The sequence below is a fragment of the Micromonospora sp. AMSO31t genome (assembly GCF_008868175.1).
Lineage (GTDB): Bacteria > Actinomycetota > Actinomycetes > Mycobacteriales > Micromonosporaceae > Micromonospora.
In genome coordinates this window covers 16299-35329 of record NZ_WBKT01000051.1, presented here as the reverse complement: position 1 = coordinate 35329, position 19031 = coordinate 16299, and the positions used below count along the sequence as shown (strand labels likewise).

Below are 19031 nucleotides of genomic sequence, written 5' to 3'. Positions count from 1 at the left end.
GGCACGCCGAGGCCCGGGACGAGCCGTCCGCCCACCCCGGCCGGCAGCCCGCCGCTGCCGCTGCCCCGGCTGCCGCTGCCACTGCCGTCGGTGTCGGTGTCCGGACTGCCGCTGCCCGAGCTGCCGCTGCCGACCCTCGGTGGGCTGCTCGACTGAGCGCGTCCGCCCGCGCCGCCGGCCCTCCGTTAGTGTGCTGCCGTGAGCAGCGCAGCGACGGCGGCCACGACCGTCACCGAGGGACGCCGGGCGCGGATGACCACGAGCCGGCGGCTGAGCGTCATGATGCTCGGGATGACCGTGCTGGTGCTCGCCGGCGGCGGGATCGGCGCGGCGGCCCTGTCCCACACGGCTGCGGTCTCCAACCGGCTGGCCGACCACATCTCGCCGGCCCGCACCGCGGTGAGCCGGCTGGAGAGCGGCCTGCTGGAGCAGGTGGCGGCGGTCCGCGGGTTCGTCGTCACCGGCGACCCGGAGCTGGTGCGCCGGTACGAGGAAGGGGTGGCCGCCGAGCGCGCGACCGCGCGGCGGGCCCATGACCTGCTCACCGGCGAGCCGGACGCGCGCCGCGAGCTGGACGGCGCCCTCGTCCTCGCCGAGCGCTGGCGGGCCGAGTACCCGGCCCGCCTGATCGCCGCCCGGCGGGCCGGCGCGGCCGCGGCGGAGCTGGCGCCGGTGGTGCGGCAGGGCGGAATCGCGTTCGACGCCGCGCAGGCGGCGCTGACCGGCCTGGAGGCCCGGCTGGACCGGGAACAGGCGACCGGCCGGGCCGACCTCGACGGCGCCCGGGCGCTGCGGGATCTCCTCTTCGTGGCGATCCTGGCCACGCTGCTGCTGTCCAGCATCGTCATCTCGGTGCTGGTCCGCACCATGGTGCTGCGCCCGCTGGACCGGCTGGGCGCCTCGGTGCGGCGGGTCGCCGGCGGCGACTTCGAGCACCGCCTCGCCCCGGAGGGGCCGGCCGACATCGCCCGGCTCACCGCCGACGTGGAGACCATGCGGCAGCGGATGGTCGACGCGCTGCACACCAGCCGCCGGCACCGGGACGCGCTCGAACAGCAGGCCGCCGAGCTGCGCCGGTCCAACGAGGACCTGGAGCAGTTCGCCTATGTGGCCTCGCACGACCTCCAGGAGCCGCTGCGCAAGGTGGCGTCGTTCTGCCAGATGCTGCACCGCCGCTACGCCGACCAGCTCGACGACCGGGCCCGGCAGTACATCGGGTACGCGGTGGACGGCGCGACCCGGATGCAGAACCTGATCAACGACCTGCTGGCGTTCTCCCGGATCGGCCGGGTCTACAGCGACGACCGGGAGGTGGACCTGGCCGGTGTGCTCGCCCAGGCCGAGTCGAACCTCTCCGACCGGATCGCCGAGGCGGGTGCCGAGATCGTGGCGGACCCGCTGCCGGTGGTGCACGGCGATCCCACGCTGCTCACCATGCTCTGGCAGAACCTGCTGGGCAACGCCGTGAAGTTCCGCCACCCCGACCGGGCGCCCCGCATCCGGGTGGCGGTCGCCCAGGTCGACGCCGGCTGGGAGTTCGCCGTGGCGGACAACGGCATCGGCATCGACCCCCGCTACGCCGACAAGATCTTCCTGATCTTCCAGCGCCTGCATCCGCGCGGCGGCTACGACGGCACCGGGATCGGGCTGGCCATCTGCAAGAAGATCATCGAGTACCACGGCGGCACGCTGCGGCTGGACGACGGATACGCCGAGGGCGCCCGGTTCGTCTTCAACCTGCCGAGGCCGGCCGCCGTGCCGGAGCAGGCGGGTGAGCGGGCGCCGGTGGCCCCGGCCTGAGCGCGGGGCCACCGGCGGCGGCTCAGCCGGCGGGGCGTTCCCGGTCGGCGGCCCGGCCCAGCGCCACCATCCGCAGGGTCTCCTCGCGGCGGCGCACCAGCAGCACGCCGGCCAGGAAGGTGACCGGCGGGACGAGCACCAGCATGAGCCACTGGGCCGGCACCAGCGCGATGGCGTGTCCCATGTGCACGGTGGACGCCGCCCAACCGGCCAGCGCCGTGTCGATGACGAGGGCCAGTGCGACGACCGGCGCCAGCAGGACGGCGATCCGCCGGCGCACCGGCCGGTCCAGGGTGGCCAGGACGGCGACGGCGGCCACGGCGGCGGCGGCCAGCCCGGCGACGTAGAGCCAGATCACCAGCTCACTGCGGGCTTCCAGGTCGTAGAGGACGTAGACGGGGTAGTCGGCGGCGGCCTCCTGGAAGGGCGGCCGGGCCAGCCGGCTGACCGCCAGGATCGACACCACCGCGAGGCAGGCCGCCACCAGCACCGCCAGCCGGCGCACGCCGAGGACCGCGACGGCCCGGCGGGCCGGGGCGGGCACGGTGAGGGCGGCGGCCGCCACCAGGGCGAGCGCGAACTGGGGCAGGGTGTCGACGACGTACGTCGGCTGGTCGCCCACTCCCGGCCTGACCAGCACGAGCCAGCCGCCGACCCCGACCCAGGCCAGGCCGGCGGCCAGCCGGCGCAGCCCGACCAGCGCGGTCACGGCCACCGCCGCCCAGCCCGCCACTCTCAGCCAGTCGACGACGTCGGGGGCGACGGCCCGCAGCGGCGGCGGCAGGGACGGGTCCACCAGCAGGTGGTCGAGCACGTTCCGCCCGGCCGCGGCGCAGAGCACCAGCGCCACCAGGACGCCGGTGACCGCGGCGGCGTCGGCCCAGGCCGGCTCGGTGAACCCCCGTGCGCCCACCCGCAGCCGGGCCCGCAGTCCGGCGCCGATCAGGTCGACCGTGTCCCGGAACCCCGGCCGGGTCTGCCCGGGCCGCGCGTCGGCCAGGAGGACGGCCACCATCTCCTCCTCGTACACCCGGCGGTGTTCCCAGGGGTGGACGGCGAGCAGCCGGCGGTAGCGGCGCTCCAGTTCGGCGGCGCTCACGCCACCCCTCCCCCGGGCAGCAGGCCGGCGGCGCGCAGCCGGCGGCCGGCCGTGTCGGCGTGGCGGCGGAGCCGGGCCACCTCGTCGGCGAGCCGGGTCGCGCCCAGCGCGGTGAGCCGGTAGTAGCGGCGCAGCCGGGACTGCACCACCTCCTCGCGGTCGACCTCGATGAGGCCGTCGGCGCGCAGGCGGTCGAGGACGGCGTAGAGGGTGCCGGCGCGCAACCGGACCCGCCCGTCGGAGATGCGCAGCACGTCCTCGATGACCGCGTAGCCGTGCCGGGGTGTCTCGGCGAGCGCGGTGAGGACCAGGAACGTGGGTTCCCGTAGGGGGCTGTCGGTCATGCGGGCGAGCATATACCGGCTATCGGCATATACGCGGTACCGTCACTCGGCGGGTCGGCGGCCGTCCTCGTCCGCGGCCGCCGCCGCGACGCTCTCGGTCACCGGCCCGAGCCCCGGCGCCCCCTGCTCCGTCGCGCCCGGCCCGGCCGGACCGGCCTGTTCGCGACCCCCGCCGGCCAGCCGGTCGAAGAAGCGCAGCAGCTCCACCGGGAACGGCATGACCAGGGTGCTGTTCTTCTCCGCCGCCACATCCACCACCGTCTGGAGCAGCCGCAACTGGTACGCCCCCGGCGTGTTCGCCATGGCCCGCGAGGCGTCGGCGAGCCGCCGCGACGCCTGGAACTCGCCGTCCGCCGCGATCACCCGGGCCCGGCGCTCCCGCTCCGCCTCGGCCTGCCGGGACATCGACCGCTTCATCCCCTCCGGCAGCGACACGTCCTTGACCTCCACCCGCTCGATGAGCAGGCCCCACGGCTTCTCGGTGGGCGCGTCGATGACGGTCTTCAGCTCCGCGTTGATCCGGTCGCGGTCGCGCAGCAGCGTGTCCAGGTCCGCCTTGCCGATCACCGAGCGCAGCGCGGTCTGCGCGACCTGGAGCACCGCCGACGGGTAGTCGCGGACATTGACCAGGGCCTTCACCGGGTCGACCACCCGGTAGTAGACGACCGCGTCGACGGTCAGCGTGACGTTGTCCCGGGTGATCACGCCCTGCGCGGGCACCCCGATCACGGTGGTCTGCATGCTCACCCGCACCATCCGGTCGGCCACCGGGATGATCAGCTGGAAGCCGGGCTGCCGGATGTGCTCCAGCACCCGGCCGAAGCGGAACACCACGCCGCGCTGGTACTGCTGCACCAGCCGGATGCTCAGCGAGGCGACGAGCACCACGAGCGCGACGACGATGACCAGCACGACGACGGCGGCGGCTGCCATGGTCTCCCTCGATCCCGGAGGCGCCCGCCTCCCGGCCGCGCGCGTACCCGCTCCCCCGCACTTCACGCCTGCCCGCCCGAGGCATCCGACGTGGCGGATCTTGGCGAGTTACCGTCAGCAGCGAACGGAAACTCGCCAAGATCCGCGGGAGCGGCGGCGTCAGAAGCGGCGGTCGGTCGGAATGCCGCGGGGTGGGGCCTGGCGCAGCAGCCAGACCGGGTTGCCCGCGCCGATGATCTCGCCGTCGCGTCCCCGGACCTGCGTCCGCAGGTACGTGCCCGCACCGGGCGCTACCGGCATGTCGTGCCAGCCCTCGCGAAGCTGACGCCACGGGACCTGACCGGTCCGGATCGCCGGGGTCGGGTCCGTGACGCCGGCCCGGTCGACCGTGCCGGTGACCACCTCCAGGGTCGCGCCGGCCGGCAGGTCGGTGGCGCGCAGCCGCACCGTCACGTCGGCGGCGTCGGTGGTCACCACGGCGCCCATCGCGCTGCGGCCGCCGATCTCCAGGTCGAGGGCGCCCCGGTAGCGGGCCAGGTCGGTGAACCAGGCCTGCCCGGCGCGCAGCGCCGCCACGAGGTCGTCGCGGCCGGTGGAGGCCGCCCAGACGTACGTGACGTGCCGGTCCCGCCCGGCCCGCCAGTCGGTGCCGTGGTGGTCGTCGGTCACCCCGACGGCGGTGAGCGGGATCGCGTTGCGGGCCGCCACGTCGTACGCCCAGAGGTGGTCGTCGACCGGTTCGCGACCGATCTCGATCAGGTCGACGCCGAGCGCGTACCGCTCCACCAGCAGCCGGGCGAGGGACTCGCGCCGTTCCACGTCGAGCGGGTGGTTCCAGCAGACCACTCCGCCGTGGCCGTGCAGGAACTCCACCATCCGCTCGGTCGCGCCCGCGTCGTTGTCCCGGTACGGCGGCGACGGGAAGGACGGCAGCGTCTGGTCGCCGCCGAACCAGTTGAGGTGCCGGACCATCGACACCTCGTACGCGCGGTGGTGGGTGACCCCCGGGTACGCCCCGGCGTAGCCGTTCAGCACCTCGGCGCGCAGCTCCTCGCCGCCCTGCCCGGCGCGGCGGGCCCGGTCGAAGACCAGCCGGTCGACCACGAATGCGCCGCGGGCGCCGGACCCGACCTGCACCCCGAGGCGCAGCCCGCGCAGCGAGTTGTCCCCGGCGACCAGGTCCGGCCAGAGCCGCCGCACGTCGGCCAGCAGGTCGAGGGTGTGCCGCCGCCACGCGCCGGCCGGGGCGGGCAGGTCGACGGTGCCGTGCCGGCCGTCGGCGCGGTGCCGGGTCGCGGTGGCCGCGCCGAGGCGGTAGCGGAGCACGAGCTGGCCGGCGGGGCGGCCGGCGCCGGCCGGGTGGTGGGACAGCGCGATCTCGACGATCAGCGCCGCGTCCGGACCGGTGGCCTCGGGCAGCACGTCGAGGTGCAGCGTGGTGTCGGAGATGTTCCCGGTGTGCGTCCAGTTCCACGCCTTGCCGGCGTACCAGAGGGTGCCGGCGCCCGTGGCGGTGAGCCGCAGCGCGCGGCCGGCGGCGTCGGCGGGGGCGGCCACGAAGTCGGCGGCGGACGCGGTGAGCGCGCCCTCGGTGGACGCCTTCCAGGTCCAGGCCAGGCCACCCTCAGACTCCTCCGGGCCGTCGAAGTGGACGACCCGGCGGTGGTCGTGGGCGGCGACACGGAAGTCGTGGTCGGTCCACCAGAGGACGTCGACGGCGTTGCGGCGGGCCTGGTCGAGGTGGGCGGCGTAGCTGGCGAGGCCCTCGCTGAACGAGGCGTGCAGGTGCATGGCCATGCTGATCGGTCGCCGTCCGCGCCCCGGCGGCGGCGCATCGCCGGTGACGGCCAGGCCGACCGGCACGCCGATCCCGGCGACCGCGAGGCCACCGGCGGCGGCGAGCAGGCTCCGCCGGTCCAGTCGCACCCGATCGCCCATGCCGCTCCCCCGCTCCCGTGCCGGCCCGGGCCAGCGTACGGGCGGCGGTGCCGGCCCGACATCCGGCGATCGTGCCGGTCGGCCCGGTCAGCCGGCGGGCGACTGCGCGCCGTACAGCCGCAGCACGGCGACCCGCAGCGCGGCGCGCGCCTCGGTGGCGGGCAGCCGGCCGGCGGTGACCTCCGCCCAGGCGGCGTGGCCGAGCGCGATGGTCGCGGCGATGAGCCAGCCCGGGGCGGCGTCCCGGTCGAACTCACCGGCCCGCTGTCCGCGGACGATCAGCCGGGTGAGCCGACCGAAGATCGGCTCGTGCAGCTCGGCGTCGTCGGCGGCGGCGGGCGCGGGCAGCGGCGGGTACCGGTCGAAGGTCCGCCAGCTCACGTCCAGCAGGCGCAGGAGCGCCGCCGGTGCGGGCCCCTCGTCGAGCCGTGCCGCGTCCATGGCGGCGAGGACCTCGTCCGTCATCCGCCGGAACACGGCGGCGACGAGCGCGTCCCGCGTCGGGAAGTGCGCGTAGACGGTCTGCCGGGACAGGCCGGCGGCGGCGGCGACGTCCTCCATGGTCGCCTGCGGCCGTTCCCCGAGCACCTGGATCGCGGCGTCGAGGATCGCGGCCATGCTGCGGCGGGCCTCGGCTCGCATCCGGCGGCGCCGCTGTGGAGGGCTTTGCTCAGACACGGTTGTCAAGGATACTTGCGACCCTTAACCTTGTCAGCAACGTCAGGGTTAGCCGGGATCGGAGGACCGCATGCATACCGGGGCACGCCCCACTCCCCGCGACGACCTGGCCCACTACCTGCGGTCGTACGTGCAGGAGATGGCCTTCGGCGATTAGGATCCGGACCTGGTGATGGACCGCTACCACACACCCGACATCGCCTGGCTCACCGACGGACTGCACCTCGACCGGGCGCGCCTGATCGCGCACGCGCGCCCGGCCCGCCGGAACGTGACCCGGTGCGACCTCGACGTCCACGACGCCCTGGTCAGCGGCGACCGGGTCGCCGCCCGCTACACCATGACGGCGGTGACGCGCGGCCACACCATCGTCACCGAGATCCACATGTTCGGCCGGTTGGCGCCCGACGGCCGGCTGCGCCGGATCGACCAGCTCACCCGCACCCCGCCCGCCGACGCCCAGCGCTGAGCCGGCCGAGCCGGGCGCGGCGTCAGGCGGCGTAGCGGGCGGCGAGGTCGACGACCCGGCGGGCGGCGGCCACCATGGCCCGGTCGGCGAACCGGCCGTCGGGCAGCACCGCGGTGCCGGAGTCGCGCAGCTGCGCGTCGGCGACCGCCGCGAGCAGTTCGCGGGCCCGGTCCACCTCCCGGTCGGCGGGGCGGAACGCGGCGGCGATCACCGGCAGCTGGCGCGGGTGGATGGCGGCCCGGCCGAGGAAGCCGAGTCGCCGGCCGGCCGCGCAGGAGGCGGCCAGGCCGTCGAGGTCGGCCACGTCGGCGTACACCGACATGGCCGGCGGCGGCAGGCCGGCCGCGCGGGCCGCGACCACGATCCGGCCGCGCGCCCAGAGCAGGCCGCCGTCGTCGGTCACGCCCAGGTCGGAGCGGAGGTCGGCCTCGCCGAGCCCGAGCGAGGCCACCGCCGGGTGGGCGGCCGCGACGGCGTACGCGGATTCCAGCCCGACGGCCGACTCGACAAGCGGGTGCAGCGGGGTGTCGGCCCGGGCGGCCACCGCGGCCACGGTCGCCGGTGACTCCACCTTGGGCAGGCGCAGCCCGGCCAGCCCCGGCCGGCCGGCCACGGCGGCCAGGTCGGCGTCGAGGTCGGGGCCGGTCAGCTCGTTGACCCGCACCTGCACGGGCAGCGGCTGCGGGTCGGCGAGGAACTCGGCCACGGCGTCCCGGGCGTACGCCTTACGGCCGGCCACGACGGCGTCCTCCAGGTCGAGGATGACCGCGTCGGCGCCGGCGGCGACCGCCTTTGCGAACCGGTCGGGCCGGTCGCCGGGCACGTAGAGCAAGGTGAGCAGCATCAGATCACCCCGCGCTCGCGCAGCGCGGCCAGTTCGTCGCCGGTCAGGCCGAGCGCGCCGAACACGTCGTCGGTGTCCTGGCCGTGGCGGCGGCCGGCGTGCCGGATCTCCCCGGGGCTGTCCGACATCCGGAACGGCACGTTCTGCATCCGCACCTCGCCCAGTTCCTCGTCGGGCACGGTGACGACGGTGCCGAGCGCCGCGTACTGCGGGTCGGCCAGGATGTCGCGCACGTCGTAGACGGGGGCCACGGCGGCCTGGGCCGCCTCGAACGCGGCCACCACCTCGTCGCGGTCCCGCTTCGCCACCCACGCGCCGACCGCCTCGTCGAGTTCGTCGGCGTGCGCGGCCCGGCCGCTGCCGGTGGCGAACCACGGCTCGTCGACGAGTTCCGGGCGGCCCACGAGCCGGACCACCCGCTCGGCGATGCTCTGCGCGCTGGTGGACACGGCCACCCACCGCCCGTCGGCGCAGCGGTAGGTGTTGCGCGGCGCGTTGTTGTTGGACCGGTTGCCCAGCCGGGGCTGGACGTAGCCGAGCTGGTCGTACCAGGTGATCTGCGGGCCGAGCATCGCCATGATCGGTTCGATGATGGCCAGGTCGACCACCTGGCCCCGGCCGGTCAGGTCGCGGCCACGCAGGGCCAGCATGACCGCGTACGCGGCGGCGAGCGCGGTGACCGAGTCGGCCAGCCCGAACGGGGGCAGGGTGGGCGGCCCGTCGGGTTCCCCGGTGGCGGCGGCGAACCCGCTCATCGCCTCGGCCAGGGTGCCGAACCCGGGCCGGGGCGCGTACGGGCCGACCTGCCCGAAGCCGCTGATCCGGGCGATCACCAGGCGCGGGTTGACGGCGTGCAGCTCGTCGGGGCCGAGACCCCAGCGTTCCAGCGTGCCGGGGCGGAAGTTCTCCACCAGCACGTCGGCGTCGGCGAGCAGCCGGCGCAGCAGGTCCGCGCCCTCCGGCCGGGAGAGGTTGAGCGTGATCGTCCGCTTGTTGCGGCCGAGCACCTTCCACCACAGGCCGACGCCGTCCCTCGCGGGGCCGTGGCCCCGGGACGGGTCGGGCTTGGCGGGGTGCTCCACCTTGACCACGTCGGCGCCGAAGTCGCCGAGGAACGCGGCGGCCAGCGGGCCGGCGAAGAGGGTGGCCAGGTCGACCACCTTGACGCCGTGCAGCGGTGCGGTCCTGGTCACGGGGTTCCCTTCGCCGGGTCGACGGCGGCGAGGAACACGTCCCCGTTGCCGAGCGCGGCGCCGCCGGTGGGCGTGCCGGCGGTGCGGCCGCTGACCAGCAGCCGGCCGTCGGGCCCGACGGTGGCGTAGACGTTCTCCTCGCCGAACGGGTCGGCCGCGTCGTCGCGGGCGGTCCCGTACTGGGCGACGGCGACCTGCCGGCCCTTGGCGTCGAGGCGCAGGGTGACCACGTCCGCGCCGCCGGCCGGCACGCCGAGGGTGCTACCCGTGAAGCCGACCACCGCGACGGTGCCGTCGGCGAGGGCCAGCACGTCGGTGCCGGCGTCCGCACCGCGCCCGCCGGTCACGGTCCGCCAGCGCTCCGAGCCCTTGGCCGTGTACGCCACGGTGAGCACGTCGCCCGCCGTGGCGCCGGTGGCCACCACCTGGCCGGCGCCGGTGACCGTGACGCCGCCGAGCAGGTCGTCGCCCGTGCCGCCGGCAACGGTGAGCCAGTCGCGGGTGCCGTCGGGGGTGAACCGGGCGAGCCAGCCGTCGGCGCCGCCGAGCGGCGTGGTCCCGGGCAGCGCACCGGAGGTCCCACCGGCCACGTAGACGCCGTTCGCGTCGGCCGCGATCGCGTACGCCTTGTCCTCGCCGGGGCCGCCGAACTGCCGGGTCCAGGCCAGCGTGCCGTCCGGGGCGATCCGGGCGAGCACGGCGTCCTTGTCGCCGGCGCTGGTCCCGCCGAACGCGCCGCTCGTATAGCCGGCGACGTAGGCCCCGCCGTCGGGGGCGGCGGCGAGCGCGTAGAACCGGTCGGCCTTGGCGGGGTCGCCGGCCTGGGTGAGCCAGGCCCGCTGCCCGGTGGCCGTCAGCTTCGCCACGAACGCGTCGTCGGCAGGGCTGTCCGGGTGCCGGCCGTCGAGGTCGCCGCGGGTGTACCCGGCGGTGAGCACGCCGCCGTCGGGCAGCGGCACGGTGCCGTAGAGCCGGTCGTTGGCGGTGGTGCCGAACTGGCTGGTCCAGCGCACCGTGCGGTGGTCGGCGGCGAGCCGGGTGATCACGGCGTCGAGGCCACCGGCGTACGGCTGGCCGGCGACGGCGGCGGAGGCCGCGTAGCCGAGGGTGACGTCGCCGTCGAGGTGGGCGGCGACCCCGCCGGCCCAGTCTGCGCCGGCGGTGCCGTGCAGCGGTGCGGGCAGCCCGACGGGCGGGGTGACACTGAGTGTGGCGGCCAGGTGCTTCAGGCCGTCGACGAACGCGGGCCGCCAGACGTCCCAGTCGTGCCCGCCGTCGAGAACGCGGAACTCGGCGGCGACGCCGTCGGCGCGGCGGACGGTGTTGTACAGGGTCGCGGCCTCGTAGTCGAGGTCGTGCGCGGCGTCCGCCGGGTCGGGGTTGGCCCACTCGTCGTCGCCGACGGCGATGAACATCCGCACCGGCGACTCCGGGTCGAGGCCGGGCAGCAGGGCCGGGTAGTTCAGCCGCTGGTACACCGCGTCGGAGAACAGTTCGTCGCCGTCGCCGAACGCACCGAACTCGCGGGCCGAGGAGTCGGCCGGCGGCAGCGGCCGGTAGACGGCCGGGCTGAGCACCAGCGCGTTGGCGAAGAGGTCCTGGTGGGCGAGGGCGTAGCGCAGCGCGCCGGCCCCGCCCATCGAGTAGCCGCCGACCAGCCGGGCGTTGCGATGCGCGGCGGTGCGGTAGGTGGCGTCGACGTGCGCCACGAGGTCGCGGGTGAGCGCGGTCTCCACCGGCCGGCCGGACCGGTCGACGCCGGTGTAACCGGAGTCGACGTACCAGTTGCCCCGCTCGCTCCACGGCGCGTCGGGCAGCACGGCGATCACCGGAGGCACCTCGCCGTCGGCGATCAGGCGGTCCAGGTCACTCTTCACCCGGGTCCAGGCCTGCATGGTGTCGCTGCGGCCGTGCAGCAGGTAGAGCACCGGGTAACGGGTGCCGGCGTTCGGCGCGTCGGCGTAGCCGTGCGGCAGGTAGACGGTGTAGTCGATGGCGGCGCCGAGGGCCGGCGAGGGGGCCGTGGCGGAGGTGAGGGTGCCGGACCGCTCCCTGCCGGCGACGGCGGTCTCCGGCGCGAGGCCGGCAAGCCCGACGGCGGTCAGCAGGGCGACGAGGGCGGCGCCGGGGCGCCAGGCTCTTCTCATCCGAGGGCTCCTTCGGGCAGGTCGGCGGCGCAACGGAAGCCGATCGAGGTGGAGCGGCCGAGGCCGGCGCCGGTGAGCAGCAGCTTCACCGACACGTCCGGCGGCTGCGGGCCGCCGTCGAGGTACCAGTCGGAGCCCTCCGCCCGGTAGGCGCAGCCGCCCTTGAGGATGACGAACCGGGTACGCCCGTCGGTGTGCTCGCTCTCGGTCAGGTTCCAGACGAGGGGTTCCCGCCGGACCAGCAGGCCCGCCTCGGCGGCCACCTGCCACTCGTCCTCGGTGGGCAGTCGCAGCCCGGCCCACTCGGCGTACGCGCGGGCGTCGGCCAGGTCGACCCCGGTGACCGGGGCGTCGGCGGGGCCCTGCCCGGCGGTGAACCGCTCCGGCCGGACCGGCCGGTAGCCGGTGGCGGCGAGGAAGCGCGCGTACTCGCCGTGGGTGACCTCGTGGGTGTCGATGGCGAACCGGCCGAGCCGCACCCGGCGGCGCAGGGTGCCGGTGTGGTGCAGGCGCGGCGGCAGCGGCTTCCACTCGTCGACGTACGGGGCCTCCCCGTAGAGGCCGGTCTCCCGGACCCGGTGGCGCACGGTCAGCTCGTGCCGGCCACCCGCCACGGTGACCATGCCGTCGGGCAGGGCGGCGACCGGCGACCACGGGGTGCGGGCGCGCACGGCGGCGCGGGCCGGGAACGACGGGTCCCCGGCCGGCGGCTCGTGCCGGGGCACCGGCGTCTCGGTGGCGACCACGGCGGCGATCGCCCCGGCGGGCAGCGGCCCACCGACGGCCACCCGCCCGTCCTCGAGTTCGGTGACGGTCAGCTCGGCGCCGGTGACCAGGTCGACGAAGCGCCCCGGCCGGGCGTCGGTGAGCAGCCACGGGCCGTCGTGGTCGGCGCCCCGGTTGACCACCGTCCACAGCGGCTGGTCGTCGTGGGTCCAGCGGGAGGCGTACACCTGGCCGGTGCCGGGGTGGTCGGCGAGCGGGACCCAGTCCTCGGCGCGCAACCACGCGGCGTGGCTGGCCTGCACCCGGCGCATGGCCCGCAGCACGGCCCGGTCCCGCTCGTTCCAGCCGACCCAGACGCCGAAGACGCTCTCCCAGACCAGCACGCCGCAGCCGTTGAGCCAGGCGGAGTGCAGCTCGTCGAGGTGGTCGCGGTGCCAGCGGCGGGTGTGGTGTAGGACGTGCCGGCGTTCGAACCACTTGGCCCGCAGCACGCCCGGGGTGTCCGAGTCGGCGAACCACTGCGCCCAGGACATGGCGTGGTCGGCGATCCGGGCCAGCGGCACCCGGCTCTCCCCCTCCAGGACCAGGCCGGGGCGGACCGCGTCGAGGGCCTTGCGCAGCTCGCCGGCGCCCTCCTTCAGGGTGTCCAGGAAGACCCCGTCGACGCCGAGCCGGGCGGCCAGCGCGGCCACCTCCTCGGCATCGGCGCCCGGCTCCCGCCGCGTGCCGGTGTCCCAGGGGTTGTAGTCGACGAACACCCGGACCCCGGCGTCCTGGAAGGCGCGGACCACCTCGGGCAGCTCGGGCACGTCGCGATACCAGTCGAACTGGTTGCGCTCGTCCAGCCCGATGACCGGGTACGCGTGCCAGAGCACCACCCCGTCGAAGCCGCCGAAGTCGCGACGCGCCGCGTCGAGGAACGCCTCGACGGTGAACTCGCCGCGGTCGTGGTCGTACAGCGTCTCGTCCCAGAGCCAGGCGAGGCAGACGCTGAAGCAGTCCCCGGCGATCTCGTCGTAGTGCGCGCCGGTGTAGCCGAGCCGGGCGCGGGCGTCGGCCCGCCACCGGGTGAGCTGCTCCCGCCAGGCGGGCCAGTCGGCGGGGTCGTCGGGGGCGGCGAAGATCTTCGCCTCGTCCAGGGTGGTCAGGTCGGCGTGCCCGCCGAGCGGCACCTCCGTGGGCCGGTCGATCGGCCGCGGCACGTACGGGTTGAAACTCACTCGGCCCCTCCGTAGGTGGCGGCGGACAGCGCGTCGATGGCGGCGCGCTCGGGCAGGGCGGTGGACGCGCCGGGGCGCTCGGCGCAGGCCGCGCCGGCGGCGCACGCCCAGCGGAGCACGGCGGTGGCGGTGTCACCGGTGAGCCCGCCGCGTTCGGCCAGGGCGACCGCGAGCGCCCCGGTGAACGCGTCACCGGCGGCCGTGGTGTCCACCGCGTCGATCTTCGGGGCCGGCACCTCGACCCGGGCGCCGTCCCGGTCGGCGTAGGCGGCGCCGCGCGCGCCGAGGGTGAGCACCACCCGGGGCACGAGGCCCACCAGCGAGTCGAGCAGGGCCGCCGGCTCGTCGGTGAACACCCCGGCGACGACGGCGGCCTCGTGCTCGTTGACCACCAGCACGTCGACCAGGTCGAGCAGTTCGGTGGGCAGCGGCCGGGCCGGGGCGGCGTTGAGCACCACGGCCGCGCCGCCGGAGCGGGCCCAGCCGGCGGCCCGGGTGACCTCCGACAGCGGCACCTCCAGTTGCAGCAGCAGCACGCCGGCCGCCGTCACGGCGTCACGGTCGGCGTCGTCGAGGGTCAGCGCGCCGTTCGCGCCGGGGGCGACCACGATGCAGTTCTCCGCCGCGTGGTCCACGGCGATGAGCGCGACCCCGGACGGCCCGTTGACGGTGCGCAGGCCGACGACGTCGACGCCGGCCGCGGCCAGGTTGTCCCGCAGCAGCCCGCCGAACCCGTCGCCGCCGATCGCGCCCACGAAGGCGCAGTCCGCGCCGGCCCGGGCGGCGGCGACCGCCTGGTTGGCGCCCTTGCCGCCGGGCACCATCCGGAAGTCGTCGCCGAGCACCGTCTCGCCGGGGCGGGGCAGCTGCGGCGCGGTGACCACCAGGTCCAGGTTGGCGCTGCCGACCACCACCACCCGGGCCGTCACGCGGCACCCCCGGCGGAACGAGCCAGGGCCAGGGTGCGGTCGGCGAGGGTGTCGAAGCCGATGCCGTCGAAGCCGGCGATGCTGCTGGCCAGCCGGTTGCGCAGTGGCGCGACCCAGCGCCCCGGCAGCCGGGCGACGCCGGTGAGCGCCCCGGTGACCGCGCCGACGGTGGCGCCGTTGGAGTCGGTGTCCCAGCCGCCGGCGACCACCGCGCAGATGGACCGTTCCAGGTCGCCCCGCCCGTACGCGAGGGCCGCCGCGACCAGGGCGGCGTTGTTGCGGACGTGCACCCAGTGCAGGTGGCCGTGCCGCGCGTAGAGGGTGTCCACGATGCTCTCCCAGTCGTCACCGGCGGCACCCAGGGCGCGCGCCTCGCGGACGGCGGCGGTGAACCGGCTGCCCGGCGGCAGCACCGACTCGCCCGCGTCCAGCACCGCGTCGACGTCGCCGGCTACCGGCGCGGCCGCGGCCATGGCGGCCACCCAGATCGCCCCGTACGCCCCGGCCCGGACGTGGCTCACGGCCGCGTCGCGCCAGGCGGCCTCGGCGGCCCGGTCGGGGCGGCCGGGGTTGGTCCAGCCGTACACGTCGGTGCGGATCTGCGCGCCGATCCACTCGCGGAACGGGTTGTGCCGGCGGGCGGTGTCCGGCGGGGTGAGGCCGAGCAGCAGGTTGCGGTAGGCGACCCGCTCGGCGGTGAAGACCCGCCCGGCGGGCAGCCAGTCCAGCCAGGCCTGGGCCACGTCGGCGCTGGTGAAGCCGGGTCCGTGGGTCTCCAGGACGCGCAGCGCCAGCAGCGGGAAGTTGAGGTCGTCGTCCTCGGGCATGCCGGCGATGTTCTCGGCGAGGCTGGTCGGGGCGCTGCGCCGGTTCCACGGCCAGCGGGCGGCCACGTCGGCCGGCAGCCCCTGCGCGGTGAACCAGTCGCGCAGCGGCCACCGGCCGGTGGCGGTGAGGATCTCGCGGATCCCGTGGCGGGGGATCTTCTCCACGGGCTTGCCGAGCAGGCAGCCGGCCGCCCGGCCGAGCCAGGCGCCGTGCAGCCGGTCCCGCTCGACGGTGGTCGGCAGGTCCCAGGCGCCCGGCCAGGTCTTGCGGACCCCGTCGAGGTCGTCCGGCTCGTCGGCGGCGTCCGGGCCGGGCAGCGCGTCGGCGGCGTCGAGCAGGTCGACGGCGAGGGCGCGCAGGGCCGGCGGGGCCGGCACCGGCGAGGCGCCGCTGACCGGGGCCGTGACGTCGCCGCCGGCCGCCGCCCAGCGCTCGGCCAGGGCGGTGACGTCGCGGCCCTCGTCGCGGCTCGCGGCCAGCTCGTGCGGCAGCAGGTCCTCCGGCTGCACCCAGGTCAGGCGCAGTCCGCCGGCCGTCCCCCTCGGCCGGCCGGCGGCCGTCGCGCCCGCAGCGCTCATGCCAGCCCGCCGAACCGCTCGGCGCGCCGGGCGAAGCGCTCCCGGTCGCGGTCGAAGACCTCGGTGGCGACCCCGGCGAGGACCCGGGCGGGCTCGACCAGGTCGGTGCGGGACGCGGTCGCCACCACCTCCGACCACTCGGCCGGCACGGCCGCCGCGCCGCCGAGCGCCCCGGCGATCGCGCCGGCCATGGTGGCCGTCGAGTCGGCGTCCCGGCCGTAGTTGACCGAGCCGAGCACGGCCGCCCGGTAGTCGCCGCCGGCCACCACGAGCATGCCCAGCGCCGCGGGCAGCTCCTCGATGGCGTGCAGCCGGCTCGGGCGGCGGGCGCCCAGGCCGGGGCTGCGGTACTCCTCCCCCACGGTGTCGTAGGGGGCCACGGCGGCGCGCAGCGCCGGGATGGCGGTCTTCCAGTCGTCGTGCCCGCGGGCCTCCTTGACCACCGCGTCGATGGCGGCGCGGGTGCCGTCGCGGGCCAGGTCGAGGGCGGCGGCCACGACGTCGTCGACGCTCGCGCCGGGGGTGGCGGCCGCGGCGACCGCGGCGGCGAACACCGCTGCGGCCTCCCGCCCGTAGCTGTGCTGGTGCGCCCCGGCGATCTCCACGGCCTCGGCGTACGCCCCGGCCGGGTCGCCGGCGTTGACGATGCCGACCGGCGCCATGTACATGGCGGCGCCGCAGTTGACGATGTTGCCCACACCCGCCTCGCGGGGGTCGGCGTGGGCGTGGTGCAGGCGGGTGACCAGCCACCGCTCGGCCGCGGCCAGGCGGTGGAAGGTCACCCCCTCCCGCTCCAGGTCCGGGATGTACACCACCCGCTCGATCAGGTCGGGGACGAGCAGTTCCACCACGTCGTACGCGTCGAGGTGGTCCCGCTTGGCCGCGTACGCCCGGACCAGGGCGTGGGTCATCAACGTGTCGTCGGTGATGTGCCCGTCGCCCTTGTGGTACGGCGCGAGTGGCCGCGCGGTGGCCCAGTCGGCGTGGTACGGGGGGACGATCCCCTCGACCCAGCCGCCGAAGCGGGCGCGGATCTGCTCCGGGAGTGCCGTCTCGGTGGCCCCGCCGAGGGCGTCGCCCACCGCGGCGCCGACCAGGCAACCGACCGACGTGTCGAGCAAGAGTGACATGGTTACCTCAGAACCTGCTTGCCACCGTCGACCAGCTGCGTGCCGAGCTGGTCCAGGGTGATCTTGTTGGCGAAGTACTGCTGGAGGGCCGGGGTGGCGTACTTGGTCTTCCACTCCGGGTAGCCGTCGGCCTTCTGGAACGGTGCGACGGTCAGGTCGGCGGCGCTGTCCGCGGCGACGTCCCAGCCCTGCTTGCCGTTCGTGAGCTTGACCAGCTCCTGGTTGGCCTGCTTGCCGGTGGGCACGAGCCAGTCACCCTTGGCCAGGGCGGCCATGTTGGTCGGGTTGAGGAACCACTCCAGGAACTGCGCGGCCTGCTTCTTGTGCTTGCTGTCCTCGGCGATGGACAGGGTCTGCGGGTTGGCCGCCTGCTTGGCGGAGAGGCCCTTGATCGGCGGGAGGGTCACCCACTCGAAGCCAGCCGGGGCCTGCTCGACCATCTGCTGACGCAGCGAGACCGAGCCGGGGAGCATCGCGTACTTGCCGCCGAAGAAGCCGGGCAGGGTGTCCGCGCCGCTCATGCCCAGCGCCTCCGGGGAGGCCGACCTGCTCGTGTAGAGCATGTCGTGGATCCGCTTCGGCACCTCCTTCTCCGCGTCGCCGACCTTGACCTCGGTCTTGCCGCCGTCGCCGTAGAAGAACTTGCCGTCGTAGTTGAGTGCCAGGTTCAGCACCCGGTTGGTGGGCGACTTGAGCGCCCACGCGGCGCCGTACTGGCCGGGCTTGGTGAGCTTCTGGGCGTTGGCCTGGAACTCGTCCCAGGTCCAGCCGCCGTCGGCGGGCGGGACGGCGATCCCGGCGGCGTCGAGCAGCTTCTTGTTGGCGATGACGACCTGCGACTCCAGCAGGAACGGCACGCCGGTGACCTTGCCGTCGAAGGTGGCGGTGTCCCAGACGCCCGGGTCGATCTGGCCCTTGAAGTCGTCACTCAGCAGCTTGGAGACGTCGGCCAGGTAGCCCTGCTTGCTGAACTCGCCGATGGCCGAGGCCTCGTAGTGCACGACGTCGGCCACGTCGCCGCCCTCGAACGAGGTGACGAGCTGGTCGTGGATCGAGTTCCAGTCGCCCTGGACGTACTCGACCTGGATGTCGGGGTGCTCGGCGTTCCACTTGGCGACCAGGTCCTTGTTGGCCTGGAGCGACTCCTTCTGCCAGGCGAGGCTGAGGAAGCGCAGCTTGACCGGGCCGGACGAGTTCTCGTCCTCGCCGCCGCCGTCACCGCACGCGGTGAGGGCGCCGAGCCCGACGACCGCGACCGCGGCGGCCGCGGCGAGTCGGCGGAACCTGCTACGGAGCATGGGGGTTTCCTCCTTGGTGGTGGTTGGGGGGATGTGGTCAGCCCTTGACCGCGCCGGCGAGCGACCCGGACGAGAGGCGACGTTGCATGACCGCGAAGAAGATCAGGCTCGGCAGGGTGGCCAGCAGCGAACCGGCCGCCAGGGGACCCAGACGGGCGGTGCCCTCGATGCCGACGAACCGGGCCAGGGCGACCGGCAGGGTCGCCAGCTCGGGCGTCTTGACCAGCACCAGCGCGAAGAAGAACTCGTTCCAGGCGGAGATGAAGGAGAACAGCGCGGTCGCCACGATGCCCGGCGCGAGCAGCGGGAAGACGACCCGGCGCAGCACCTGCAGGCGGCTGGCGCCGTCGACGCTGGCCGCCTCCTCCAGCTCGCGCGGGATGTTGCGGACGAAGCCCTGCAGCATCCACAGGGCGAACGGCAGCGCCCAGACCACGTAGATGAGCACGAGCCCGGCGTGGGTGTTGGCCAGCCCGACCTGCCGCAGGATGAGGAAGATCGGGATGATCAGCAGCACGAACGGGAAGAGCTGCGACAGCAGCACCCAGCCCAGCGCGACGGTGCCGAGTTTGGTCCGGAACCGCGCGAGGGCGTACGAGGCGGGCAGCGCGACCAGCACGGTGAGCACCGCCGAGGCGAGCGACACCTGGAGGCTGTTCAGCGCGGCGCGGCCGAGCTGCTGCTCGGTGAAGGCCTGCACGAAGTTCTGCACGGTGGGGTTGCTGGGGATGAGCGTGGGGTGCAGCTTCACCAGTTCGCGCGGCGGCTTGAACGCGGTGGACAGCAGCCAGACCAGCGGGAACCCGAGGAAGATCAGGTAGCCGGTCAGCGCGACGTACTGGAGGGTCCGCCCCGTGCGGCTCGGCTTTCCGAACAT

General features: G+C 75.4%; 16 protein-coding genes. 2 read left to right on the top strand and 14 right to left on the bottom strand.

All coding sequences use genetic code 11. From position 1 onward, the window contains the following. The first annotated feature begins 198 nt into the window (after nucleotides 1–198). On the top strand, nucleotides 199–1800 hold the full coding sequence (locus F8274_RS14270) for an ATP-binding protein (RefSeq protein WP_151462803.1): 1602 nt from the start codon (nucleotides 199–201) through the stop codon (nucleotides 1798–1800). A gap of 22 nt (nucleotides 1801–1822) precedes the next feature. Here the strand turns inward: F8274_RS14270 and F8274_RS14265 are convergent, their stop codons facing one another. From F8274_RS14265 to F8274_RS14245, 5 genes are all read right to left on the bottom strand, one after another. Next, on the bottom strand, nucleotides 1823–2899 hold the full coding sequence (locus F8274_RS14265) for a hypothetical protein (RefSeq protein ID WP_151462802.1): 1077 nt from the start codon (nucleotides 2897–2899) through the stop codon (nucleotides 1823–1825). Next, nucleotides 2896–3243, bottom strand: coding sequence for a PadR family transcriptional regulator (locus F8274_RS14260; protein WP_091259806.1), 348 nt, complete (start codon nucleotides 3241–3243; stop codon nucleotides 2896–2898). The genes F8274_RS14265 and F8274_RS14260 overlap by 4 nt, the downstream gene beginning before the upstream one ends. A 42-nt stretch (nucleotides 3244–3285) precedes the next feature. After that, nucleotides 3286–4176: an SPFH domain-containing protein gene (locus tag F8274_RS14255; protein ID WP_151462800.1), complete on the bottom strand. Its 891-nt coding sequence runs from the start codon at nucleotides 4174–4176 to the stop codon at nucleotides 3286–3288. Nucleotides 4177–4335: 159 nt separating this feature from the next. Then, on the bottom strand, nucleotides 4336–6114 hold the full coding sequence (locus F8274_RS14250; protein WP_151462799.1) for a hypothetical protein: 1779 nt from the start codon (nucleotides 6112–6114) through the stop codon (nucleotides 4336–4338). Nucleotides 6115–6201: 87 nt separating this feature from the next. Beyond that, nucleotides 6202–6792, bottom strand: coding sequence for a TetR/AcrR family transcriptional regulator (locus F8274_RS14245; protein WP_225853790.1), 591 nt, complete (start codon nucleotides 6790–6792; stop codon nucleotides 6202–6204). Between the two features lie 172 nt (nucleotides 6793–6964). On the opposite strand from F8274_RS14245, the gene F8274_RS14240 reads away from it, so the two are divergent. Then, nucleotides 6965–7261: a nuclear transport factor 2 family protein gene (locus F8274_RS14240; RefSeq protein ID WP_225853791.1), complete on the top strand. Its 297-nt coding sequence runs from the start codon at nucleotides 6965–6967 to the stop codon at nucleotides 7259–7261. Between the two features lie 22 nt (nucleotides 7262–7283). On the opposite strand, the gene F8274_RS14235 is transcribed toward F8274_RS14240, so the two are convergent. Genes F8274_RS14235 through F8274_RS14195 form a run of 9 tightly spaced genes read right to left on the bottom strand, consistent with a single transcriptional unit; the run spans nucleotide 7284 to nucleotide 19031 of the window. Beyond that, nucleotides 7284–8105 (bottom strand): CoA ester lyase, encoded by an 822-nt coding sequence (locus F8274_RS14235; protein WP_151462798.1) that lies wholly within the window; start codon nucleotides 8103–8105, stop codon nucleotides 7284–7286. After that, nucleotides 8105–9298 (bottom strand): CaiB/BaiF CoA-transferase family protein, encoded by a 1194-nt coding sequence (locus tag F8274_RS14230; RefSeq protein ID WP_151462796.1) that lies wholly within the window; start codon nucleotides 9296–9298, stop codon nucleotides 8105–8107. The genes F8274_RS14235 and F8274_RS14230 overlap by 1 nt, the downstream gene beginning before the upstream one ends. Next, complete coding sequence (locus F8274_RS14225; protein ID WP_151462795.1) at nucleotides 9295–11445, bottom strand: alpha/beta hydrolase-fold protein; 2151 nt, start codon at nucleotides 11443–11445, stop codon at nucleotides 9295–9297. The genes F8274_RS14230 and F8274_RS14225 overlap by 4 nt, the downstream gene beginning before the upstream one ends. Beyond that, entirely contained in the window at nucleotides 11442–13391 is a 1950-nt protein-coding gene (locus F8274_RS14220) for an SUMF1/EgtB/PvdO family nonheme iron enzyme (RefSeq protein ID WP_151462793.1), read from the bottom strand. The genes F8274_RS14225 and F8274_RS14220 overlap by 4 nt, the downstream gene beginning before the upstream one ends. Further along, on the bottom strand, nucleotides 13388–14320 hold the full coding sequence (locus F8274_RS14215) for a ribokinase (protein WP_151462792.1): 933 nt from the start codon (nucleotides 14318–14320) through the stop codon (nucleotides 13388–13390). Before F8274_RS14215 ends, F8274_RS14220 begins: the two co-directional genes overlap by 4 nt. Beyond that, nucleotides 14317–15726 (bottom strand): ADP-ribosylglycohydrolase family protein, encoded by a 1410-nt coding sequence (locus F8274_RS14210; RefSeq protein ID WP_225853789.1) that lies wholly within the window; start codon nucleotides 15724–15726, stop codon nucleotides 14317–14319. Before F8274_RS14210 ends, F8274_RS14215 begins: the two co-directional genes overlap by 4 nt. Continuing rightward, a complete protein-coding gene (locus F8274_RS14205) occupies nucleotides 15723–16856 on the bottom strand; it encodes an ADP-ribosylglycohydrolase family protein (protein WP_151462791.1) in 1134 nt (377 codons plus the stop codon). The genes F8274_RS14210 and F8274_RS14205 overlap by 4 nt, the downstream gene beginning before the upstream one ends. Before the next feature lie 2 nt (nucleotides 16857–16858). Then, a complete protein-coding gene (locus F8274_RS14200) occupies nucleotides 16859–18154 on the bottom strand; it encodes an ABC transporter substrate-binding protein (RefSeq protein WP_151462789.1) in 1296 nt (431 codons plus the stop codon). Between the two features lie 37 nt (nucleotides 18155–18191). Further along, on the bottom strand, nucleotides 18192–19031 hold the full coding sequence (locus F8274_RS14195) for a carbohydrate ABC transporter permease (protein ID WP_151462788.1): 840 nt from the start codon (nucleotides 19029–19031) through the stop codon (nucleotides 18192–18194).